Source organism: Bradyrhizobium tropiciagri, from assembly GCF_018130545.1.
GTDB classification, from domain to species: Bacteria; Pseudomonadota; Alphaproteobacteria; order Rhizobiales; family Xanthobacteraceae; genus Bradyrhizobium; species Bradyrhizobium tropiciagri_A.
This window is the reverse complement of the sequence record NZ_JAFCKF010000002.1, coordinates 258,713-281,866: the sequence shown is the minus strand read 5'-3', so window position 1 is coordinate 281,866 and position 23,154 is coordinate 258,713. Positions and strand designations below refer to the sequence as shown.

18 protein-coding genes, 1 tRNA gene and 1 pseudogene are annotated in these 23,154 nt (G+C 64.2%); 8 read left to right on the top strand and 12 right to left on the bottom strand.

All coding sequences use genetic code 11. The annotated features are described in order from the left end of the window. A complete protein-coding gene (locus JQ616_RS07895) occupies positions 1-1,212 on the top strand; it encodes an MFS transporter (protein WP_212013512.1) in 1,212 nt (403 codons plus the stop codon). A gap of 112 nt (positions 1,213-1,324) precedes the next feature. Here JQ616_RS07895 and lon read toward each other — a convergent pair whose 3' ends face one another. The 5 genes from lon to JQ616_RS07870 all read right to left on the bottom strand — a co-directional run bounded on the left by lon (position 1,325) and on the right by JQ616_RS07870 (position 8,285). Continuing rightward, on the bottom strand, positions 1,325-3,754 hold the full coding sequence (gene lon / locus JQ616_RS07890; RefSeq protein ID WP_212013511.1) for an endopeptidase La: 2,430 nt from the start codon (positions 3,752-3,754) through the stop codon (positions 1,325-1,327). A gap of 322 nt (positions 3,755-4,076) precedes the next feature. Further along, entirely contained in the window at positions 4,077-5,351 is a 1,275-nt protein-coding gene (clpX, locus tag JQ616_RS07885; RefSeq protein WP_018271869.1) for an ATP-dependent Clp protease ATP-binding subunit ClpX, read from the bottom strand. Between the two features lie 444 nt (positions 5,352-5,795). After that, positions 5,796-6,431 (bottom strand): ATP-dependent Clp protease proteolytic subunit, encoded by a 636-nt coding sequence (locus JQ616_RS07880; protein WP_076857756.1) that lies wholly within the window; start codon positions 6,429-6,431, stop codon positions 5,796-5,798. A gap of 242 nt (positions 6,432-6,673) precedes the next feature. Beyond that, positions 6,674-8,035: a trigger factor gene (gene tig, locus JQ616_RS07875; protein WP_212013510.1), complete on the bottom strand. Its 1,362-nt coding sequence runs from the start codon at positions 8,033-8,035 to the stop codon at positions 6,674-6,676. Between the two features lie 165 nt (positions 8,036-8,200). Then, positions 8,201-8,285 (bottom strand) — tRNA-Leu (locus JQ616_RS07870). A 135-nt stretch (positions 8,286-8,420) separates the two neighbouring features. Between JQ616_RS07870 and JQ616_RS07865 the strand changes: the two genes are divergently transcribed. The 3 genes and pseudogenes from JQ616_RS07865 to JQ616_RS07855 all read left to right on the top strand — a co-directional run. Continuing rightward, positions 8,421-9,755, top strand: a complete 1,335-nt coding sequence (locus JQ616_RS07865) for a multicopper oxidase domain-containing protein (protein ID WP_212013509.1) — start codon at positions 8,421-8,423, stop codon at positions 9,753-9,755. 18 nt (positions 9,756-9,773) lie between these two features. Beyond that, the gene (locus JQ616_RS07860) at positions 9,774-10,859 is read left to right on the top strand and encodes an enolase C-terminal domain-like protein (protein WP_212013508.1); all 1,086 of its coding nucleotides are present in this window, start codon (positions 9,774-9,776) and stop codon (positions 10,857-10,859) included. Positions 10,860-10,936: 77 nt separating this feature from the next. Next, a pseudogene (locus JQ616_RS07855) lies at positions 10,937-11,164 on the top strand (hypothetical protein); the annotation flags it as partial. A 331-nt stretch (positions 11,165-11,495) separates the two neighbouring features. Here JQ616_RS07855 and JQ616_RS07850 read toward each other — a convergent pair. The 4 genes from JQ616_RS07850 to JQ616_RS07835 all read right to left on the bottom strand — a co-directional run bounded on the left by JQ616_RS07850 (position 11,496) and on the right by JQ616_RS07835 (position 16,582). Continuing rightward, positions 11,496-12,917: an MFS transporter gene (locus tag JQ616_RS07850; RefSeq protein WP_212013507.1), complete on the bottom strand. Its 1,422-nt coding sequence runs from the start codon at positions 12,915-12,917 to the stop codon at positions 11,496-11,498. Positions 12,918-12,978: 61 nt separating this feature from the next. Continuing rightward, positions 12,979-14,352, bottom strand: a complete 1,374-nt coding sequence (locus tag JQ616_RS07845) for an LLM class flavin-dependent oxidoreductase (protein ID WP_212013506.1) — start codon at positions 14,350-14,352, stop codon at positions 12,979-12,981. A 39-nt stretch (positions 14,353-14,391) separates the two neighbouring features. Further along, positions 14,392-15,591 (bottom strand): CaiB/BaiF CoA transferase family protein, encoded by a 1,200-nt coding sequence (locus JQ616_RS07840; protein ID WP_212013503.1) that lies wholly within the window; start codon positions 15,589-15,591, stop codon positions 14,392-14,394. Further along, complete coding sequence (locus JQ616_RS07835) at positions 15,581-16,582, bottom strand: HpcH/HpaI aldolase/citrate lyase family protein (RefSeq protein ID WP_212013501.1); 1,002 nt, start codon at positions 16,580-16,582, stop codon at positions 15,581-15,583. Before JQ616_RS07835 ends, JQ616_RS07840 begins: the two co-directional genes overlap by 11 nt. A 140-nt stretch (positions 16,583-16,722) precedes the next feature. On the opposite strand from JQ616_RS07835, the gene JQ616_RS07830 reads away from it, so the two are divergent. Then, positions 16,723-17,622 (top strand): LysR family transcriptional regulator, encoded by a 900-nt coding sequence (locus JQ616_RS07830; RefSeq protein ID WP_212013499.1) that lies wholly within the window; start codon positions 16,723-16,725, stop codon positions 17,620-17,622. 15 nt (positions 17,623-17,637) lie between these two features. On the opposite strand, the gene JQ616_RS07825 is transcribed toward JQ616_RS07830, so the two are convergent. Further along, positions 17,638-18,192 carry a flavin reductase family protein gene (locus JQ616_RS07825; protein WP_212013497.1) on the bottom strand — a complete coding sequence of 185 codons (555 nt, stop codon included), beginning with the start codon at positions 18,190-18,192 and terminating at the stop codon, positions 17,638-17,640. A 234-nt stretch (positions 18,193-18,426) separates the two neighbouring features. Here JQ616_RS07825 and JQ616_RS39255 point away from each other — a divergent pair, with 234 nt between their 5' ends. Next, on the top strand, positions 18,427-18,828 hold the full coding sequence (locus JQ616_RS39255; protein ID WP_249136570.1) for a hypothetical protein: 402 nt from the start codon (positions 18,427-18,429) through the stop codon (positions 18,826-18,828). 8 nt (positions 18,829-18,836) lie between these two features. Here JQ616_RS39255 and JQ616_RS07815 read toward each other — a convergent pair whose 3' ends face one another. After that, positions 18,837-19,310, bottom strand: a complete 474-nt coding sequence (locus JQ616_RS07815; RefSeq protein WP_212013495.1) for a GNAT family N-acetyltransferase — start codon at positions 19,308-19,310, stop codon at positions 18,837-18,839. After that, positions 19,285-20,784 (bottom strand): NAD(P)H-hydrate dehydratase, encoded by a 1,500-nt coding sequence (locus tag JQ616_RS07810; RefSeq protein ID WP_212013493.1) that lies wholly within the window; start codon positions 20,782-20,784, stop codon positions 19,285-19,287. Before JQ616_RS07810 ends, JQ616_RS07815 begins: the two co-directional genes overlap by 26 nt. A gap of 355 nt (positions 20,785-21,139) precedes the next feature. Here JQ616_RS07810 and JQ616_RS07805 point away from each other — a divergent pair, with 355 nt between their 5' ends. Both JQ616_RS07805 and glnA read left to right on the top strand, forming a co-directional pair. Beyond that, positions 21,140-21,478, top strand: a complete 339-nt coding sequence (locus JQ616_RS07805) for a P-II family nitrogen regulator (protein WP_011441447.1) — start codon at positions 21,140-21,142, stop codon at positions 21,476-21,478. Positions 21,479-21,628: 150 nt separating this feature from the next. Beyond that, positions 21,629-23,038 carry a type I glutamate--ammonia ligase gene (glnA, locus tag JQ616_RS07800; protein ID WP_212013492.1) on the top strand — a complete coding sequence of 470 codons (1,410 nt, stop codon included), beginning with the start codon at positions 21,629-21,631 and terminating at the stop codon, positions 23,036-23,038. Positions 23,039-23,154: the final 116 nt, after the last annotated feature.

The window sequence follows — 23,154 nt, the reverse complement described above, 5'->3', positions numbered from 1 at the left end:
ATGGATATGGAAGTCGATCGCGAAGCCTTGCTCGACGCCGGCCCCTGGAAGCGCAACCTGATCGTCTGCGTGTTCGGCTCCTTCACGACCATCGTCGGGATGACGCTGCTGCTGCCGTTCCTGCCGCTCTATGTCGAGCAGCTCGGTGTGTCAGACCACGCGGCCATCGTGCAATGGTCTGGGATCGCCTACGGCGCAACCTTCTTCAGCGCGGCGCTGACCGCGCCGCTGTGGGGACGGCTCGCGGATCGCTACGGCCGCAAGCTGATGCTGATCCGGGCCAGTCTTGGCATGGCGATTGCGATGTCGCTGATCGGAATGGCGCATAACGTCTACGAGCTGGTCGGCTTGCGCCTGCTGACTGGCCTGCTCGGCGGCTACGCGTCGGGCTCGACCGTGCTGGTCGCGGCACAGACGCCGAAGGCGCGATCCGGCTGGGCAATCGGCGTGCTGTCGGCCGGCATCATGGCCGGCAGCCTGGTTGGTCCGTTGATCGGCGGCGTGCTGCCAAACCTGATCGGCATCCGCGCCACCTTCTTCCTGATCGGCGGCGTCATCTTCTTCACCTTCCTCGGCACGACGTTCCTGATCCGCGAGGAAGCACGCCCGAAGACCGCAAAAGGCAGCAAAGCGCGCGGCGGCTGGGCACTGGTTCCGGACAAGCGCCCGGTGATCGCGATGTGGGGAACCGGCCTGCTGCTGATGATCGCCAACATGTCGATCGAGCCGATCATCACGGTCTATGTCGCGCAACTGGTCGAGGCGCCGCAGGTGACGTTCGTCGCCGGCATCGTGATGTCAGCGGCGGCTTTTGGCAGCCTGCTGTCATCGTCGCATCTCGGCAAGCTCGCCGATCGTGTCGGTCATTGGCGGATCATCACCATCTGCCTGGCCGCCTCGGCGCTGCTATTGATCCCGCAGGCCTTCGTGGTCAGCGGCTGGCAGCTGATCCTGCTGCGCTTCCTGATGGGGCTCGCGCTCGGTGGCCTGTTGCCCTGCATCGCCAGCGTCATCAGGCACAACGTGCCCGACGCCGTCACCGGCAGCATGCTGGGCTATTCGATTTCCGCGCAATATGCCGGCCAGGTGATCGGCCCGCTCGCCGGCGGATTCATCGGCGGCCATATCGGCATGCGCGCGGTGTTCGTCGGCACCAGCGTCCTGATGGCACTCGGGGCAATCGGCAATTTTGTCGTCGAGAAAAAGAAGTAGTCGTCCTCGACGCGGCCATCATGTCTGCGGCGAAAGATCCGCCGCGTTCGCAAACCACCAAAACAAAAACGGCGCCCGAAGGCGCCGTTTTCTATTTCAACTGGACCTTGCTTCAGTGCGCCGTCAGGCCACCGGAGGCTTCATCCGAAGCATCGGGCTTGACGTCGACCTTGCTGGTCTCCTCTTCCCAGACGATCGGCGTAGGCACGCGGACCAGCGCCTTGGCGACGACCTCATCCAGCCGCGAGACCGGAATGATCTCCATGCCGCCCTTGATCGCATCGGAAATCTCCGTGAGATCCTTGGCGTTGTCCTCCGGGATCAGCACCGTCTTGATGCCACCGCGCGCGGCAGCCAGGAGCTTCTCCTTCAGACCGCCGATCGGCAGCACGCGACCACGCAGCGTGATTTCGCCGGTCATCGCGACATCGTGGCGGACCGGAATGCCGGTCATGACCGAGATGATCGCGGTGGCCATCGCGACACCGGCGGACGGACCGTCCTTCGGGGTTGCGCCCTCCGGCACGTGAACGTGGATGTCGCGCCGGTCGAACATCGGCGGTTCGATGCCGTAGTTGATCGCGCGCGAGCGGACGTAGGACGCCGCCGCGGAGATCGACTCCTTCATCACGTCGCGCAGATTGCCCGTGACGGTCATCTTGCCCTTGCCGGGCATCATGACGCCTTCAATGGTCAACAGCTCGCCGCCGACATCGGTCCAGGCCAGGCCCGTGACGATACCGACCTGATCCTCGTCGTCGATCTCGCCGAAGCGGTACTTCGGGACGCCGAGGAACTCTTCGATGTTCGCCTCGGTGACCTTCACCGACTTCTTCTTGGAGATCATCAGCTCCTTCACCGCCTTGCGGGCGAGTGTGGAGAGCTCACGCTCCAGGTTACGCACGCCCGCTTCGCGGGTGTAGCGGCGGATCATCAGCAGCAGGGCCGCGTCGTCGATCGACCATTCCTTGGAGTCCAGACCGTGCTTGGAGAGCGCGCTCGGGATCAGATGCTTGCGCGCGATCTCGACCTTCTCGTTCTCCGTGTAACCGGCGATCCGGATGATCTCCATGCGGTCCATCAGCGGGCCCGGAATATTCAGCGTATTCGCGGTCGTGATGAACATCACGTTGGACAGGTCGTAGTCGACCTCGAGGTAGTGGTCGTTGAAGGTCGAGTTCTGCTCGGGGTCCAAAACCTCAAGCAGCGCCGACGACGGATCGCCGCGGAAATCGGCGCCCATCTTGTCGATCTCGTCCAGCAGGAACAGCGGGTTCGAGGTCTTCGCCTTGCGCATCGACTGGATGATCTTGCCGGGCATCGAGCCGATATAGGTGCGGCGGTGACCGCGGATCTCGGCTTCGTCACGCACGCCGCCGAGCGACACACGCACGAACTCGCGGCCGGTCGCCTTGGCGATCGACTTGCCGAGCGAGGTCTTGCCGACGCCGGGAGGCCCGACCAGGCACAGGATCGGTCCGGTCAGCTTGTTGGCGCGCGACTGCACCGCGAGATACTCGACGATCCGGTCCTTGACCTTCTCGAGCCCGTAGTGATCGGAGTCCAGCACCGCCTGCGCGGCCTCGAGGTCCTTCTTGACCTTGGACTTCTTGCCCCACGGAATCGACAGCAGCCAATCCAGATAGTTGCGCACGACGGTCGCTTCCGCGGACATCGGCGACATCTGGCGCAGCTTCTTCAGCTCGTGCTGCGCCTTCTCGCGTGCTTCCTTGGAAAGCTTGGTCTTGGAGATCTTCTCCTCCAGATCGGCCAGCTCGTCGCGACCTTCGTCGTCGCCGAGCTCCTTCTGGATCGCCTTCATCTGCTCGTTCAGGTAATACTCGCGCTGGGTCTTCTCCATCTGGCGCTTGACGCGCGAGCGGATGCGCTTCTCGACCTGCAGCACCGAGATCTCGCTCTCCATAAGGCCCAGCACCTTCTCAAGGCGCTGCGTGACCGACAACGTCTCCAGGATGGCCTGGCGATCGGCGATCTTGACCGCGAGATGCGAGGCGACGGTGTCGCCGAGCTTGGCGAAATCAGTGATCGCCTGGACCACGCCGACGACCTCGGCGGAGATCTTCTTGTTCAGCTTCACATAGCTTTCGAAATCGGACACGACCGACCGCGCCAGTGCCTCGGCCTCGACCGAGGTGGCGTCCGTGTCGGAGAGCGCGACTGCGGTCGCTTCGTAATATTCGCTGCGGTCGGAATACTTCTCGACGCGCGCGCGCTCAAGGCCCTCGACCAGCACCTTCACGGTGCCGTCGGGCAGCTTCAGCAGCTGCAGGACGCTGGCGAGCGTACCGGTCTCGTAAATTGAATCGGGCGCCGGATCATCATCGGACGCGTTCTTCTGCGTCGCGAGCATGATCAGCGCGTCGTTCTTCATCACCTCTTCGAGGGCGCGGATCGATTTCTCGCGGCCGACGAAGAGAGGCACGATCATGTGCGGGAAGACGACGATGTCGCGGAGTGGCAGCACCGGATAGGAGTGGCTTTCGCCGTGGACGATCGTTGGCCGGGGTTTTGAGGTCGTCATGGCCTATTCCTTTTGTTTTGCCCCCTTGCACGCAGTCCGCTTGCTTGCGCAACCGCCACAAGGTGCCTTGGTGATCCGGAACGAGATTGCTGTCAGCAGCCGCTTATTCCGCATCGTGAAGCGACGAATCTCAACGCTTGAGACCCCTCGCCGATAGCATTAGGTGGCTATCAGGCAGGGGGGTGTCAAGTCCGAGAAGTACCGGGAAATATAGGCTAAACAAGCATTTGCCGCTACGCCGCGAGAGCGCTGCTGCTGCGCCACAGCGGCCGCCGGATCGCCCGGCAGCCGTGCATTTTTAGCGGGTCGGAGACGTGCGCCTTTACGCGCTCGCGCTGCTCTCGACGGCGCGGTCGGAACGATCCGCGTAGATGTAGAGCGGACGCGCCGTTCCCTCGACCACTTCGCGCGAGATCACGACTTCCTCGACGCCTTCCAGGCCCGGAAGGTCGAACATGGTTTCGAGCAGGATGCTCTCCAGGATCGACCGCAGGCCGCGAGCACCGGTCTTGCGCTCGATCGCCTTGCGGGCGACCGCGCCAAGCGCCTCGTCGGCGAAGGTCAGCTCGATGTTCTCCATCTCGAACAGCCGCTGGTACTGTTTCACCAGCGCGTTCTTCGGATCGGTCAGGATCTTCTTCAGCGAGGTCTCGTCGAGGTCTTCCAGCGTCGCAACGACGGGCAGACGGCCGACGAATTCCGGGATCAGACCATACTTCAGCAGATCCTCAGGCTCGACGTGACGGAAGATCTCGCCGGTGCGGCGATCCTCCGGCGCGAGCACCTGCGCCGCGAAGCCGATCGAGGTCGAACGGCCGCGCGCGGAGATGATCTTCTCGAGGCCCGAGAACGCACCACCGCAGATGAACAGGATGTTGGTGGTATCTACCTGCAGGAACTCCTGCTGCGGATGCTTGCGGCCGCCCTGCGGCGGGACCGAGGCCACCGTGCCTTCCATGATCTTCAGCAGCGCCTGCTGGACGCCCTCACCCGACACGTCGCGCGTGATCGAGGGATTGTCCGACTTGCGGCTGATCTTGTCGATTTCGTCGATATAGACGATGCCGCGCTGAGCACGCTCGACATTGTAGTCGGCGGCCTGCAGCAGCTTCAGGATGATGTTCTCGACGTCCTCGCCGACATAGCCGGCTTCGGTCAGCGTCGTCGCATCGGCCATGGTAAACGGAACGTCAAGGATGCGGGCCAGCGTCTGCGCCAGCAGCGTCTTGCCCGAACCGGTCGGACCGATCAGCAGGATGTTCGACTTCGCGAGCTCGACGTCGTTGTGCTTGGTCTGATGGTTAAGCCGCTTGTAGTGGTTGTGAACGGCGACCGACAGCACCTTCTTGGCGTGGCTCTGGCCGATCACGTAATCGTCCAGGACCTTGCAGATTTCCTTCGGCGTCGGGATGCCGTCGCGCGACTTCACCAGCGAGGACTTGTTCTCCTCGCGAATGATGTCCATGCACAGTTCGACACACTCGTCGCAAATGAAGACAGTCGGTCCGGCAATCAGCTTGCGAACTTCATGCTGGCTCTTGCCGCAGAACGAGCAGTATAGCGTGTTCTTGGCGTCGCTCGTGCCGACCTTACTCATTCATTATCTCCGTCCGCCGTTCGATCTTGTTTGCCAGATCGACCCAATCCGGCACAAAACCGGGGTCTTGGGTAGATAGAGCAAATTCCGTACCAAAAAAGACCCTACGCAATACTGACCGTTGCAATCACGGCTTATTCGAATCTCCGCGATCATAGCCGATGCATTACAGCCAACCATGCTGGCATCCGACTATCAAGAATTCGCTAATCGGATGGCCGGCTCAAGACCGTGACAATACCGTGATTTTCCACGATCGCACGTGGAATACTCGTCGAAATCCACGGAACGTTGCGGGATTACCACGCCGGCCAATGAGCACGAAAGCGGAACTTTCCGCTCTCGCCCATGCACTTACGGGGTACTCCGCCGCTCCCCCGCTTTGCCGATCATGTGAGGCGTCAATGTGGTGGTCACACCGACGCCTCCGGATCTCTGCCAGGATCAGGCGGCCTTCGCGGAGGCCGGATCCTCGGGACGCTTGTCGATCACCTTGTCGACGAGGCCGAACGCCTTGGCATCCTCGGCGGTGAGGAACTTGTCGCGCTCGAGCGCGTCCTCGATCGCCTTGTAGGTCTGGCCGGTGTGCTTCACGTAGATCTCGTTGAGGCGCTTCTTGAGATTCAGGATCTCCTGCGCGTGCAGCATGATGTCGGTGGCCTGGCCCTGGAAGCCGCCGGAGGGCTGGTGCACCATGATGCGGGAGTTCGGCAGCGTGAAGCGCATGTCCTTCTCGCCGGCTGCCAGCAGCAGCGAGCCCATCGAGGCCGCCTGCCCCGTGCACAGCGTCGACACCGGCGGACGGATGAACTGCATCGTGTCGTAGATCGCAAGGCCCGACGTCACCACGCCGCCCGGCGAGTTGATGTACATCGAGATTTCCTTCTTCGGATTCTCGGCCTCGAGAAACAGCAGCTGTGCGACGATCAAGGTCGACATGCCGTCTTCCACCGGACCGGTGACGAAGATGATGCGCTCTTTCAAAAGGCGCGAGAAAATGTCGTAGGCGCGTTCGCCGCGATTGGTCTGCTCGACGACCATCGGCACGAGGTTCATGTAGGTTTCAACGGGATCGCGCATGAAAGAACCCAGGGGTTAGGGGTGATGCAGAACTTTGCTTAAGGCTACTACACTCAAGCCTGCTCGGCTCAAGGCTTAACCCAGATATGGGCCAATTTCCGGCCGACAAGACCGGGCAGCTGGCCGCACTACCCATCTGGGCAGGTCGCAGAAGTTCAAGCTGATTCGCGTCTGCGCGCCTAGCGACGGGACCCGTCGCGAGGCGCGCTTTCGCGGTTCATCATTAACGCGAGGTGCCGGAATTAAGCGGCAGTTTTCTCGGCGTCTTCATCCTTGAACAGCTCCTCCTTGGTGACCTTCTTCTCGGTCACATTGGCGAGCTCGAGCACGAAGTCGACGACCTTGTCCTCGTAGATCGGGGCGCGGAGCTGGGCCAGCGCCTGGGCGTTGCTGCGGTAGTAGTCCCAGACTTCCTTCTCGCGGCCGGGCGTCTGGCGCGCGCGCTCGATCACGGCGCGCGACACCTCGTCGTCGGTCACGGTGATCTTGTTCTTCTCGCCGATCTCCGACAGCACGAGGCCGAGGCGGACGCGGCGGTCGGCGATCTTCTGGTATTCTTCCTTGGCCGCTTCCTCGGTCGTGTTCTCGTCGGCGAAGGTCTTGCCGGACGAGTCCATCTCGGCCTTGATCGAGTTCCACATCAGGTTGAACTCTTCGGCGACAAGCGACGGCGGCGCCTCGAATTTGTGGCTCTCGTCGAGGCGGTCGAGCAGCGCGCGCTTGACCTTCTGGCGGGTCGCTCCGGCGAACTCGGCCGTCAGGCGCTCACGCATCAGCTCCTTCAGTTTGTCGAGCGATTCGAGGCCCAGCGTCTTGGCGAACTCCTCGTCGACCGTGACCTCGCCGGGCGCCTCGATCAGCGTCGCGGTGGTCTCGAACTCGGCCGGCTGGCCGGCGAGCTTTTCATTGAGGTAGTTCTTCGGGAACGGGACCTTCAGCGTGCGGGTCTCGCCCGTGCCGATGCCGGTCAGCTGCTCCTCGAAGCCCGGAATGAACTGGCCGGCGCCGAGCACGACCTGGATACCCTCGCCGGTGCCGCCCTCGAAGGCCTCACCGTTGATGGTGCCCTTGAAGCTGATGGTGACACGATCGCCCTTCTCAGCCTTGGCACCCTCGGCCTTGGCGTTGTACGGGCGGCTACCTTCGGCGATCCGCTTGATGGCATCGTCGACGTCGGCGTCGGCGACATCGACCACCGGCTTCTCGACCGAGAACGACTTGAAATCGGCGAGCTGGATCGGCGGCACGACTTCGATCGCGACCGTGTAGGTCAGGTCGGTCTTGCCCGACAGCAATTCCTCGACCTGCTCCTTCTCGGTCGGCATCGTGATCTTCGGCTCGCCGGCGAGGCGGAAGCCGCGATCCTCGAAAATCTGCCGGTTGGTGTCGCTGATGGTCTGGTCGATGGTCTCGGCCATGACAGAGCGGCCATAGATCTTCTTCAGATGCGCCACCGGCACCTTGCCGGGACGGAAGCCGTTGAGACGGACCTTGTCCTTGAGGTCGACCAGCTTGGCGCCCGCCTTGGCATCGAGATCCGATGCCGGAACGCTGATCTTGAATTCGTGCTTCAGTCCCTCGTTGAGGGTCTCGGTGACCTGCATGGTATCAATCTTCTTCCGCTTTTGCCGCGGCCCGAGTGGCCGTGGCAGTGTTCAATCTGTTCGACGATGAGCCTTGCGGCCTAACGTCTGTGGGTTCGGCGAACCCTCGTCCCCTTCGGGGCCCAAGGCTCTCCAAGAAATCGTCATGCAAACGCTGTAAGCGCTTGGTGCGGGCGGAGGGACTCGAACCCCCACAACTTTCGTCACTGGAACCTAAATCCAGCGCGTCTACCAGTTCCGCCACGCCCGCGCGAAAAGCATCCAGTCCGGCCGCGATGCCGCGGGCGGCCGGGCTTATAACATGCGCCCACCGGTTCGCAGCAAAAAAATGGCCGCTGTTGGGCCCATCCTGCGACCGATCGCGACTGGACAGGTACCCTCGAAAATGGTCCGCATCGGCCGGATGACAAGTCCTGCGGCTAGCCCCGAATTCTCCCTCACCCGGCGCGACCTGATGATCGCCCTCGGGGCCGCGGCGCTTTGCCCGGCATGGCCTGCGACCGGCTCGGCACAGGGCCGCACCGCTGTCGCGCTGCAGGCCAAAACCGACCGCATTTCGCTGCATCCGGGCAGACCGGAAACCCCGGTCTCCTCGCTCGGCAGCGGCGACCTCCGTTTCAAGCGCGGCGAGGTTCTCGATGTGACCTTTGGCAACGAGCTGCCGGTCACGGCCGCGCTCGATTGCCGCGGGCTCGATGGCGTTCCGGCGGCGGAGCCTCTGGTCTCCCGGGCGCCCCTCGCCACCGCAGCAAAGGATACCTTCCAGCTCCCGCTTCGCCATGCCGGCACCTTCCTATGCGAGCCGCTGCTCGGCGATGGCGGTACGGCGCCGACGCGCCCGCGCCCGCTGATCGTCACCGGCGCCTCACCGGTCGCGGTTGATCGCGACGAGGTTTTGCTGATCGAGGAATGGCGGCTGCGGCCGGACGGAACCGCGATCCCGCCCGGCAGCAATCCGAAAGATTCGACGTCAATTCATACGATTAACGGCAAAACCTCATACGACATCTCGGCACCGGCCAATACCCGGCTCAGACTCCGCTTTATCAATGGCAGCCAACGCAGCGTGCTGGCGGTCAAGCTGGAGAACCTCGACGTCAGGGTGATGGCCATCGACGGTCAGCCGGCCGAACCGTTTTTGGCCCGTAACGGTGCCCTGGTGCTGGCTCCGGGCGGCCGAACCGACGTGTTTGTCGACGCGGCCGGGCCTGCCGGAAACAGCTTCCCGATCCTGCTGCATGACGGCAAGCAGGCCCGCCCGGTCGGCAAGCTCGTCGTCTCGAACGAACAGCCGGTCCGGACGGCGCCGTTCCCGCCCGCCCCGCCACTGCCGGGCAACGACATGCCGGCCGCGCTCGACCTCAAGAGCGCGGCGCGATTCGATCTCGCGCTCGGCAACCCCGCCGATTGGTTCCGCCCGGCGGAGTTCAAGCCGACGACCGCGCCGGCGTTTCAGGCCAAGGCCGGCCGGCCGGTGGTGCTGGCGCTGGCCAACCGCGGCGCGATCGCCGGCGTCTTTCGCCTGCACGGTCACCACTTTCGTCTGCTCGATCGGCTCGACGACGGCTGGAAGCCGTTCTGGCTCGACACGCTCGCGATTGAGCCTGGCCAGACTCAGCGCATCGCCTTCCTCGCCGAATATCCCGGCCGCTATCTGATCGAGCAAGTCGCGGCCGATTGGGCCGCGCCGCGGCTCGTCCGATGGTACAGTGTCCAATAACAAAAAGAGGAAACGTCCATGAGGCAGACAGTTGCAACGATCCGCAAAGTGAAAGCGCGAAGCGTCGTGGTGCCGCTCAGGCGCCCGGTGAAGAACGCCTTCGGCGTGATCGATTCCGGCCCGCTGGTCCTGATCGATGTCGAGACCGATCAAGGCGTTATCGGCCGTACCTACATCTTCGCCTACAGCAAGCTCACACTTAACCCGCTTTGTTATCTGATCGAGGAGATCGGCCGCGAGCTGGTCGGCAAGCCGGTCGCGCCGTTCGACCTGATGAAGGCGATGGACGCCAAGTTTCGGCTGCTCGGCTCGCAAGGCCTGGTCGGCATGGCGGTGTCCGGCCTCGACATGGCCTATTGGGACGTGCTCGGCCAGCTCGCCGACCGGCCGCTGGTCGAGCTGCTCGGCGGCTCGGCAAAGCCGATCAGGGCCTATGACAGCTACGGCGTGGTCGATCCGGCGGCTGACGAGCGCGCGCTGCGCCGTTCGCTCGACCAAGGCTTTCGCGGCATCAAGATCAAGGGCGGCGACGGCGATGCCGCCAATGACGAGCGCGTCGTGAAGGGCGTGCGCGCCCTGCTCGGCCCCGACATCGCGCTGATGATCGACTTCAACCAGTCGCTCGATTCGGCGGAAGCGACGCGACGCATCGCCCGGCTTGCCCCCTACGATCTGCACTGGATCGAGGAGCCGGTGCCGCAGGAAAGCCTGTCCGGCCACGCCAAGGTCCGCGAGACCTCGCCGACGCCAATCCAGGCCGGCGAGAACTGGTGGTTTCCGCGCGGCTTCGCCGAGGCGATCGCCGCCGGCGCATCCGACTTCATCATGCCCGATGTGATGAAGGTCGGCGGCGTCACCGGCTGGATGCAGGTCGCCGGTCAGGCCGACGCCGCCTCGATCCCGATGTCGAGCCATCTGTTCGCCGAGGTCAGCGCGCATCTGCTGGCGGTGACGCCGACCGCGCACTGGCTCGAATTCCTCGACTTCGCCGGCGCGATCCTGGCAAAGCCCGCCGAGATCGTTGATGGCGCGGTGACCGCGCGCGGTCCCGGGCTCGGTATCGAGTGGAACGAGCCGGAGGTGGCGAAATATCTCGTCAGCTAGCAAGCAATGGGGGCGCGCTGCGTGCGCTTCACCTTTGCTGTGCATTGATGCAGGCCAACAGGACATCGGAGCGCCCAATGTCCACCACCAACAAGCTGACGCTCAATTTCCGCTGTCCGGCGGAGCTTGAGGGCCTGATCCCGAAGCCCATCCCGGCGGCGCAGGGCGTTCCCGACTGGCTCAAGGCGATGCCGGCGACGGCGTTCTCTTCGATCAACCAGCATGACGAGGACACGATCAAGCGCTGCCCGCCGTTTGTGGACGCGATGACCTGCGGATTCCTGCTGCCGCTGGTTTGCGATCTTGCGACGAAGGGGTTGATCCGCAAAGACTACCTCAACGGCGAGGCCGGTACGGGCGGTGTCTACCTGTGGGAGAGCCGGCAAGCGGCCGAGGCGTGGTTCACCGAGGCCAAGATGGACGAGCTGGCTGAACGGTTCGGAGTCCGACCACAGCTGACCTGGTACGACACGCATGTCACCGTCGACAATCTCAAGGGCGAGACGCGAGTGAATCAATCCGTACTGGCCGCCGCTGCGGAATAAATCGCACCGCGTAATCACCAAACGCCCGCATCTGCGCGCAGTGCGGGCGTTCAACGTGGCTATTCTCCGTTGAGGGCCATCGGTCCACCGCCTACTCGCCGCCGGCGACAATGCCACCGCCACTCGGTTGCAGCTTGCCGCGCGCCTGAGCGAGCGACGTCTCGCCATCCATCGCCTCCGGCCGCAACGCCTCCAGCGGACGCTTGCGGGTCTCGATGCCGAGCGCCGCGACCGCAATCGCCTGCACCACCAGCAGCCCGGCCACCACGGAGACGACGCCGGTGACGCCGAACCTCGTGAACAGCTCGACCACGACGAACGGCGTGACGATCGACATCAGTCGGCCTGCCGTGTTGCAGATGCCGGAGCCGCGCATCCTGAGCTCGGTGGGGAAAAGCTCGGGGATGTAGAGCCCCCAGGCCAGCGCCAGCATCACCGCTACCGTGAAGACCAGCAGGAAGCCGATCACGACGAAGGCAACGGGGTTGATGAACATCGGATAGATCAGCCCGAGCGCGGCCGCAGCGAGCGACAGCACGATCAGCGACGGTTTGCGGTCGATCTTCTCGCCGATCCACATCCCGGACAGCGTGCCGAGCGGGCTGCCGAGCGTCATCAGCATGGTGTAGCCGAGCGACGACGACAGGTTGATGCCCTGCTTGACGAAGAAGGTCGGTATCCACGCGATGAAGCCGTAGACTGCGGTGTTGAGCCCGATCAGGATCATGCAGCCGACGATGGTCCGCGCGATCAGCGCGCGCGAGAACAGCCGCGTGAAGCGGGTATCGGGCCGCACCGGAGCCGGCTGATAGGCCGGGGTCGGCAGTGTCTTGCCCTTGCCGACCTCCTGCTCGATCGCAGCCAGCACCGCCTCCGCTTCCGCGCTCTTGCCTTGTGTCTCCAGCCAGCGCGGCGATTCCGGCAGCGAACGCCGCAGGAACCAGACGATCATTGCGCCGACGCCGCACAGCGCGAACATCCAGCGCCAGCCGAGATGCGGAATGACGACCCACCCCACGAGAGTGGCGACGAACAAGGCGCCGTTGGTGCAGGTCGCCAGCGCCGCGCCCCATCGCCCGCGCTGCTGCGGCGGGATGAATTCGCTGAGCACGACATAGCCGACGACGATCTCGGCGCCGAGCCCGAGGCCCATCACGAAGCGCGCCGCGATCAGCCAGTTCATCGACGGCGCCAGCGTCGCCGCCAGCGCGCTAATGCCGAAGATCAGGAGGTTGGCCTGGTAGGCGAACTTGCGCCCGAAGCGGTCGCCGGCAACGCCTGCCAGCCAGGCGCCGATCAGCATGCCGACAAAGGTCGCAGAGATGAAGCGCGCATTCTGGGCAAGGTCCGAATACCCGGACTGGACCAGCGCGCCCAGAATGCTGCCGGCGAGGAAAATCTCGAAGCCATCGACGAACAATCCGGCTCCGATCAGCGCGAATATCCGGTAGTGAAATCCGGCGATCGGCAATCTGTCGAGCCGGCCCCCCGCATTGACGCCTGTCGTGGTCACTTCAGCCTCCCTGATTTTGATTTTGTTTTGATCGTTGTCTGCGCCGATGTCGGTGCCGGCGTCACCCGGCCGAGGCAAGCGCCTCCTCGTCGGTGTCGTTTGCGTGCGCGGCTTGCGGCCGCGGCAGACCGAGATTTTCGCGCAACGTGTCGCCCTGGTACTCGCGCTGGAACAGGCCGCGCCGTTGCAGCTCGGGCACCACCAGGCGGACGAAGTCCTGATAGGTGCCGGGCACATGGGTGGCGGCGACGACAAAGCCGTCGCAGCCGCCCTCCGTGAACCAGCGCTCCATCTGATCAGCGACTGTCTTGGGCGAACCGACGAAGGTCGGCAGCTCGGCGAGCGTTCCCCGCCCGCTGAACTGGACGAAGTCGCGCGGGGTCGGATTGGGCTTGCCGCAGAGATTCATCACGCGGTCGCGGATCGCCTGCAGCCCGCTGATGGAGGCGAGTTCGTCCGACGTGAACGGCTCGTCCATCGGCTTGGCCGCGAAATCGTAATTCAGCACCTCGGACAACAGCGTCAGCGCGTCGATCGGCTTGGCGAGGGCGTTGATCGCCGCGAACTTGTCCTCGGCCTCTGCCTGGGTCTCGGCGACGACCGGATAGACCGCCGGCGCGATGCTGATGTCCCTGCCGGTTTTGACGAGCGTTCCCTTCAGGTCGGCATACTGCCTCTTCGCGATGTCGAGGTTCGGATAGATCACGAAGATGAGCTCGCCCCAGCGCGCCGCGAAGGTCTTACCACGGCCGCTCTGCCCGGCCTGGATGATCACCGGATGCCCCTGCGGCGAGCGTGGCACCGTGAACGGCCCGCGCGAACGGAAGAACTGCCCGTGATGGTCGAGCCGGTGTACCTTCGCCGGGTCGGCGAACAGGCCGCTTTCGCGGTCGAAGCTGACCGCGCCGTCCTCCCAGCTGTTCCAATGGCCGAGCACGACTTCCATGAACTCGTCCGCCCGGTCGTAACGCAGATCGTGGCTGAGATGCTGCGATGCGCCGAAATTTGCTGCCTCGGAGTCGTTCAGCGATGTCACCACGTTCCAGGCTGCACGGCCGCCCAGCAGCAGGTCCATCGTCGCGAACACGCGCGCGACGTGGAACGGCTCGTAATAGGTGGTCGAGTAGGTCACGCCGATGCCGAGCCGCTCGGTTGCCAACCCCATCGTCAGCGCCACCGCAACCGGATCGAGCTTGGCCGCGCGCACGCCATGACGGATGGTCTCGCGGAAATCGTCACAGAACCGATCGGGGATCGCGAGCCGGTCATCGAAGAAGGCGAGATGGAACTTGCCGTGCTCCAGCGTGCGGCCGATCTCCTGATAATACTCGCGCGAGAACCAATTCGGCTTCGAGTCGGGATGGCGCCAGGAGGCCGGATAGTTCGAGCAATTCTGGGCCTGCAGGAAGCCGATCAGTTTCATCTGCCTGGTCATGGCGTCGTTCCTTCGTGGCCGCGTGAGCACTGGTTCATGTCAGATCACCCCGTCGCTGCGCAGCGCGGCGAGCGCCTCAGCCGTCGCGCCCGCAAGCGAGGTCAGGACTTCATCGGTGTGCGCGCCGAGCGCCACGCCGGCATGCCTGAACTGCGGCGGCGTGCGCGACATCTTCGGGATCGCGCTCGGTACCGCGATCGGGCTGGCGCGGGAGGGCACCTCGGCGATGTTGCCGCGGGCGCGGTATTGCGGATCGGTGAAGATATCCGCGATGCTGTAGATCGGCCCGCAGGGCACGTCGTAGCGCTCGCATTCGGCAAGCGCGGCCTCGAGCGACATGGCGCCGATCCAGTCGGCGACCATCCCGTTGACCTCCTCGCGCCGCGCCAGCCGGCCGGCCATCGCTCCATAGCGCGGGTCGGTCGCGAGTTCGGGACGCTGCATAGCCTGAGCGAGGCGCTCGAACATCTTGTCGCTCGAGCAGGCCAGCGCCACCCATTTGCCATCGGCGGTCTGGTAGTGACTGTGCGGTACGACGTTGACCGTGTCGGCGCCGAGCCGTTCGCGGACAAAGCCGGTCTTGGCGAACACGGTCGCCATCTCGTCGAGCAGCCGGAACACCGATTCATAGAGCCCGATATCGACGACCTGGCCCTGTCCGGTCGCGTCCGCGTGACGCAATGCCAGCAGGACGCCGAGCGCGCCCCATAGTCCCGAGATGTAGTCGGCAAGCGAGGTCGAACCCGGCATCACCGGCTGCCGTCCGGCTTCGCCGGCGAGATAAGCGAGCCCGCTGAAGCCGTGCGCGATCCGGGCGAAGCCCGGCTTGTCGCGCAGCGGGCCGTCCTGTCCGTAGGCGCTGATGCGCAGCATCACAAGCTTAGGATTGATCTCGCGCAGCGCCTCGAAGCCGAGGCCCCATTTCTCCAGCGTGCCCGGCCGGAAATTCTCCAGCACGACATCGGATTGGCGCACCAGCTCGCGGAACAGCGCGGCACCCTGCGGGTTGCGCAGGTCGAGCGTGACCGATTTCTTGTTGCGGGCCTCGCTGAGCCACACATAGCTGTCGCCGCATTCGCTCGGCGTGCCGAACCGCCGCAAGGGATCGCCAGTGCCAGGCTGCTCGATCTTGATGACCTCGGCGCCGAAATCGGACAGCACCGTCCCGCAGAACGGCGCCGCCACGAAGGTCGCGATGTCGAGCACGCGAATGCCGGCCAGCGGCGGCTCATGCGACATTGCGTGCCCCTTCCCTGCCCGCCGCCGTGATCGCCTCGTGACGGTCGATGATCGCCTGCGCGCGCTTCAGCACCGCAAGGTCGATCAGCACGCCATCCTGCCCGAAGGCGCCGTCGCCGCCGGCGCTCGCCGATTGAATTTTGGCCGTGATCTCGCGCGCCCAGCCGATCTCCCGCGCGGTCGGCGAGAACACCTCGTTAGCGGTCTCGAGCTGCGAGGGATGGATCGCCCATTTGCCTTCGAAGCCGAGCGCGGCCGCCCGCGCGGCGCTGGCGCGAAAGCCCGCGGCATCGCCGAAATTGGCATAGGGGCCGTCGATCGCGCGCAAGCCGTGGGCACGGCAGGCATTGGCGATGCGAGCCAGCGCAAAGTGCCACTGATCGTTCCAGTGGACCTGGCGCGCGCCGCGCTCGTCAGCATCCGTGAGCACCGCATAGCGCGGATCGGACGCGCCGATGATCTCGCCGCAGGTGCGCAGATCGATCGAGTAATCGCCGATGCCAAAGATCACGGCTTCCAGCCGCTCCGACGCCTGCACGATGTCCTCGACATTGGCGAGGCCGAGCGTGGTCTCGATCAGGATCTCGATGCCGAGCGGCTTGGCGCGCGGGAACTCGCGTTCGAGCCCGGTCAGCAGCGCGTCGACGAAACGGACGTCGAAGGCGGTGCCGACTTTCGGCACCATCACCAGGTCGAGGCGCGGCGCGCGGCTCACGATCTCGATGATGTCGCGATGCGCCCATTCGGTGTCGAGGCCGTTGATCCGCACCGCCAGCGTCTTGTTGCCCCAATCGATCCGGTTCAGTGCCTCGATCGCGATCTCGCGCGCCTCGGGCTTGCGCGGCGGCGCCACCGCGTCTTCGAGATCGAGGAAGATGAAATCGGCCGCGCTCGCCGCCGCGCGCTCGAAGAAGTGGGTGGAGGTAGCGGGAACTGCGAGCTCGGAACGCTGGACGCGGCGCGTGCGCGGCTTGGTGACGGTAAAGGACATGGCGCATCTTTTCTGCATCGCGCCGCAGGATCATCTCCCGCGGCCAATGCAATCATGCTAGATGTCCGACACTGATCTTTCTAACGAGATTATCTTAAGAACTGTTCAGTTCGTCGGGATAATCGCTGCGAGGCACGACGATGTCGCAGATCAATTTCAAGCTGCTCCACATGTTCATTGCGGTTGCCGAGAACAAGAGCTTTCGCCAGGCCTCCGAGCAGCTCAACCGCTCGCAATCCGCGGTCAGCATGCAGATCAAGCTGCTGGAGGACCAGGTCGGCGCCGCGCTGTTTCACCGCACCACGCGGCGCGTCGAACTGACCGCGGAAGGATTGCAGCTGCTGACGCATGCGCGACGCGCGCTCGGCGAATGGGACAACGGTCTGCGCGAGATCCGCGAGGTGATCGACATCCAGCGCGGCACGCTGTCGCTCGCCTGTGTTCCGACCATCGCCGCAACCACCCTGCCGCAGGCGCTGCATGCCTTCCAGGCGAGTTACCCCGGCATCAACATCAATCTGCGCGAGCTCGCGGCCGAGGATATGCTGGACTGCCTGCGCCGCCGCGAGGCCGATTTCGGCATCGGACCGGAAATGGACGGCTCGACCGAGTTTCAGTTTGCGCCGTTGTTCAACGATCCGATCTATGCTCTGGCGACAAGGGCGTTCCCGTTTCGCAAGCGCAACTCGGTCGATCTCGCCGAACTGTCCGCCTACCCGATCCTGCTCAACTCCAAATCGGCGGCGCTGCGCTCGATGCTGGAGCGCGCGCTCGCGGTGCGCAACCTTCAAATGAAGATCAAGTTCGAGGTCGAGCACAGCTACACGCTGGCCGCGCTGGCCGGCGCCGGCCTCGGCGTCGGCATCCTGCCGAAAGTCGCCTTGCCGCGACCGATCAAAAAGACCATGCAGGCACTGCCGATCGTCAACCCGACGCTGGAGCGCACCGTCTGCATCGTCTCACTGCGGGGCCAGTCATTCTCGCCGGCCGCCAGCGCGCTGACGTCGGTGATTCACAAGTTCCTCAAGCCGCGTCCCTGAGCCGTCCGCCGTCACTCATCGCGCCGGAGCGAGCGCGCGAAATGCGCCGCCAGAATAGATCAGCGGCGTCTCCCCCTCACGCAGATGCATCGCGCGGACCGCGCCGACGAAGATCGAATGGGTGTCATGCGCGTGCTCGTCGATCAGTTCGCAGTCGAGCCCGATCAGCGCGTCCTTGAGGATCGGCGTGCCCGTTGCAAGCGACAGCCAGCCGTCGCCTTCCCTGAAGCGATCGTCGCGCTCGATGCCACGGCGCCCCGCGAACACATTGGCGAGTTCGGCCTGGTCGGCATGCAGCATGTTGACGCCGAATGCGGCCGTGCGCCGGATCAGGCCATGCGCGCTCGCCGAGCGGTTGACGCAGGCGATCAGCCGCGGCGGCGTGTCCGACAGCGAGCACACCGATGTCGCCGTCATCCCGGTCCTGTCGCCCGGCCCGCCCGCGGTCAGGATCGTCACCGCACCAGCGTGATGGCGCATCGCCGCGCGATAGGATGCCGGGTCGACGCCCCCCTGAAACGGAGTGGCCGTTCGCTCGGTGGTAGAAAGCAGACTGCTCGGTGCGTTCATCGAAATTGGTCCAGGCGAGAGGCAACGGTCGCGATCGTATAGGCCAGCCGGACCGATCGAAGAAACGCAAATATCTAACCAGTTGTTCAGTTCAGGCGAACAATGCCGGTCACTGCCGTCACGCAAGGGACCCAGCAATCCCGGTTCGCGTTGGGCAATAAAACGTAACGTGCCCCTCGCCCCGGAGTGTTCCAGGATGACTGGGCAAGGTGCCGATGAATCAAGAGCCACTGGATGTCTCGAACCTCACTCCTCATCTTTTGCCTCTCGCTGCTCGTCCTGTCGGTTTCAGCGGCCGACGTGGCCGAGGCGCGCGGGGGCTTCAACCCGAATTGCCGTGTCCCGCGGATCAGTCTCTGCCCGGGCTGCACGGTCGTTGCCAAGATTATCGTGCTGCAAGATCATGAATGCCGGATCCACTACGGCTCTTTGGGTCCGATGCGTCCCCAGACGATTCTCGTCAGCCCCAAGCGCGGAAAATACTGGGCTGACAATGAGACCAGCACCGCTTACAGCCCTCACAAGGGCTTCCTCGGCGCCGACTATTTCGAGACGCGATTTTCCTACGAGCTGATGAACGGTTCGCCGGCTTCAGCGGTGCTCAAGGCGAGCGTCGAAGTGGTTCCTCATTTCTAGAGGTCCGGTTAAGCCGGCGAGCGCCCGGCCGCACGAATCCAGAGATAGCGCACGTCCGGCTCCTTCTCCTCATTGCGACGGCCGTCGGTCTCCTCGACCGGCGCGAACCCTCGCGCCTCGTAGAAGTGGCGCGCACGTGCGTTGCGCTGGAAGGTCCAGAGTTGCAGACGGTCCGCGTTCTGCCGCGCGATCTCGAGCAGCGCGCCACCGATGCCGCGGCCCTGCGCGGCCGGCTGCACGTAGAGTTGCTCGATCCAATCGTCGTGGAATGCGATCACGCCGTTCATCGCCTCGCCGTCGAACGCACCCCATAACGTGCAGGTCGCAAACATCCGCTCGCGGTAGAACCAGCGGTCTTCATCAGGCGTATGCAGGCCGGCGAGCCAGGGCAACGCATCGTCGAACGCCGCACGATGCACCAGCGCGGCTGCATCCATGTCGGCAAGCGCGAGCCGCCTAATACTCAATGCCGAACTCGTCATATAGGCGGCGGAATACGGCCGGCAGCACCTCGGTGAGATCCTCGGCGATCAGGCCGGGTCCCGCCTCGCCGGCCGCCTCGCCGTGCAACCAGACGCCGATGCTGGCGGCCTCGAAGGCTGCGACGCCCTGCGCCAGGAAGCCTGCGATGATGCCGGCAAGCACGTCGCCGGCACCTGCGGTGGCAAGCCAGGGCGGCGCATTGGCGGCGATGCTGGCGCGGCCGTCGGGCGAAGCGATCACGGTATCGGCGCCCTTCAACAGCACCACCGCGCCCGAGCGCTCGGCCGCGGCGCGCACGCGCTCGAGCTTGGATCGGCCGGGATGCTTGTTGGAGATGTCGCTGAACAGCCGCGGAAACTCGCCCTCATGCGGGGTCAGCACTACCCCGTGTCCATCGGACGCCTTGATCGCCTCGAACAACCGGTCCGGCGAACCGGCAAAGCTGGTCAGCGCATCGGCGTCGAGCACCAGATGCCGCTGCGCCGTCAGCGCGGTGTGCACGAAGTCGCGGGTGCGCGCGCTGACCCCGGCGCCGGGACCGATCACGCAGGCGTTGAGACGCTTGTCGTCGAGCAGTTCGGCGAACTGGATCGGGTTGTCGACCGCGCGCACCATCACTGCGGTCAGCGCCGCCGCGTTGACGGCGAGCGCATCGCGCGGCGAAGCCAGCGTCACGAGGCCGGCGCCGCCGCGCAACGCTGCGCGCGCGGCGAGCCGCGCCGCGCCGGTCGAGGCGAGATCGCCCGACACCACGACGGCATGCCCTCTCGCATATTTGTGGCCGTCGATCCGCGGCACCGGAAACGACCAGCGCCAGGCCTGCGGCACGTTCTCCGCGGTCAGCGGCTTGATCTCGTCGAGCACCTGCGGATCGATTCCGATATCGGCGACGCGGACCCGGCCGCAATACATCCGGCCCGGCAGCAACAGATGCGCGGGCTTCTTGCGGAAGAAGGTGACGGTCTCGGTCGCCTGCACCGCTGCGCCCATCACCGCACCAGTGGTGCCGTTGATGCCGCTCGGCAGGTCGACCGCCAGCACCGGCGTACCGTTGGCGTTGATGGCCGCGATCATCTCCAGCGGATCGCCCTTCACGGGCCGGTTGAGACCCGCACCGAACAACGCGTCGATGATCAGCGCCGGCTTGCCGAGCGCCTGCGGGTTGAACGGCAGCACCGGATATTTCCAGCCCTTGGCCGCCAGCGCCGCGTCGCCCTGCAGACTGTCGCGCTCGCAGAGCAGGATCACCGAGACCTCGCGGCCGCGCGCGGCGAGTTCGGCCGCGGCGACAAAGCCGTCGCCGCCATTGTTGCCGCGGCCGGCGACCACGACGATCGGCCCCTCCTCGACCAGGTCCATCGCAGCTTCAGCGACGGCCTGTCCGGCGCTCATCATCAGCGCAAAGCCGGGCGTGCCGGCTGCGATGGTCAGCCGGTCGGCGCGCTCCATCTCGGTGGTGGTCAGAACGTCCATGCCGAATCCTCAATCGCTTCGCCTTTTCGAGAGGCAATTCCTGTGACGTTCGCGGGACTTCTCATGACCGAATGCATACGGATTGATCTATTTGCCTATTTGTTAGGCTTGGATATCATAGCCCATCTGGTTCGATATCAGCCGATTGCCTGTTAAAAGGCTGATAACGTTCCGAAATCGGGGACCTTAACAACTTGGCATAGACCCTGCTTTTGAGGAAGCCGCGTACAAGGGCCGCATCATGCGACCATTGCGCGTGTTTCCGGCCACAAGCCGGAAGGCTTAAGACCAACCTGACTGCGCCCCACGCGCATCGAACTCGACCCTGCAATCTGCAATGCCCGGGAGGCGCTCAGTGAAGAAGATTGAAGCCATCATCAAGCCCTTCAAGCTCGACGAGGTCAAAGAAGCGCTCCAGGAAGTCGGACTGCAAGGCATCACCGTGACCGAGGCCAAGGGATTTGGCCGCCAGAAGGGCCATGCCGAGCTGTATCGCGGTGCGGAATACATCGTCGACTTCCTGCCCAAGGTGAAGATCGAGATCGTGATCGGCGACGACCTGGTCGAGAAGGCGATCGACGCGATCCGCCGCGCCGCCCAGACCGGGCGGATCGGCGACGGCAAGATCTTCGTCTCCAACATCGAGGAAGCCATCCGCATCCGGACCGGCGAATCCGGGCTGGACGCTATTTAAGGGCGGTGCTATCCGGAATTTCTGACGGCAAAAGAGAAAAAAGGCTGCTTCGGCAGCCTGATTTCGTTTGAGTAGTCACACGAACCCGCCAAAAGCGGAAATAACGTCGCTCACCGCTGGAAACCGACCCGCACATCAAAAGGGGTATTCATGAAGACCGCCAAAGACGTCCTGAAATCGATCAAGGACAACGACGTCAAATACGTCGACCTGCGCTTCACCGATCCGCGCGGCAAGTGGCAGCACGTCACCTTCGACGTCAGCATGATCGACGATGACATCTTCGCCGAGGGAACGATGTTCGACGGCTCGTCGATCGCCGGCTGGAAGGCGATCAATGAATCCGACATGTGCCTGATGCCCGACCCGGTTACCGCGACGATCGATCCGTTCTTCGCCGAGACCACCATGGTCATCACCTGCGACGTGCTCGAGCCGACCACCGGCGAGCCCTACAACCGCGACCCCCGCGGCATCGCCAAGAAGGCCGAGGCGATGGTGAAGTCGATGGGCGTGGGCGACACCGTGTTCGTCGGCCCCGAGGCCGAGTTCTTCGTGTTCGACGACGTGCGCTATTCGGCCGATCCCTACAACACCGGCTTCCGTCTCGACTCCTCCGAGCTGCCGATCAACTCCTCGACCGAATATGAGGGTGGTAACCTCGGTCACCGCATCCGCACCAAGGCCGGCTACTTCCCGGTGCCGCCGCAGGACTCGGTGCAGGACATGCGCTCCGAGATGCTCGGTGCGATGGCCAAGATGGGCGTCAAGGTCGAGAAGCATCACCATGAAGTCGCTTCGGCCCAGCACGAGCTCGGCATGAAGTTCGACACGCTGACGCTGATGGCCGACCAGATGCAGGTCTACAAGTACTGCATCCACCAGGTCGCCCACATCTATGGTAAGACCGCCACCTTCATGCCGAAGCCGGTCTATGGCGACAACGGCTCGGGCATGCACGTCCACCAGTCGATCTGGAAGGACGGCAAGCCGACCTTCGCCGGCAACAAGTATGCCGACCTGTCGGAGACCTGCCTGCACTACATCGGCGGCATCATCAAGCACGCCAAGTCGATCAACGCCTTCACCAACCCGTCGACCAACTCCTACAAGCGTCTGGTCCCGGGCTATGAGGCTCCGGTGCTGCTTGCCTACTCCGCGCGCAACCGTTCGGCGTCCTGCCGCATCCCCTACACGGCGAACCCGAAGGCCAAGCGCGTCGAGGTGCGTTTCCCCGACCCGATGGCCAATCCCTATCTCGGCTTCGCCGCGATGCTGATGGCCGGCCTCGACGGCATCAAGAACAAGATCGATCCGGGTCCGGCGATGGACAAGGACCTCTACGATCTGCCGAAGGAAGAGCTGAAGCAGATCCCGACCGTCTGCGGTTCGCTGCGCGAGGCGCTCGAGAGCCTCGACAAGGATCGCGCCTACCTCAAGAACGGCGGCGTGTTCGACGACGACTTCATCGACGCCTATATCGAGCTGAAGATGACCGAGGTCGCCCGTTTCGAAATGACCCCGCACCCGGTCGAGTTCGAGATGTACTATTCGCTGTAAGATTTGCAGCACTGACCAATGCGAAAGGCGCTTCCATCGGAGGCGCCTTTTGTTTTTGGGCTCCACCCATCCGACGAACCGACGATCGTTCGCGCGCGACATCGGCCCAGAAATTG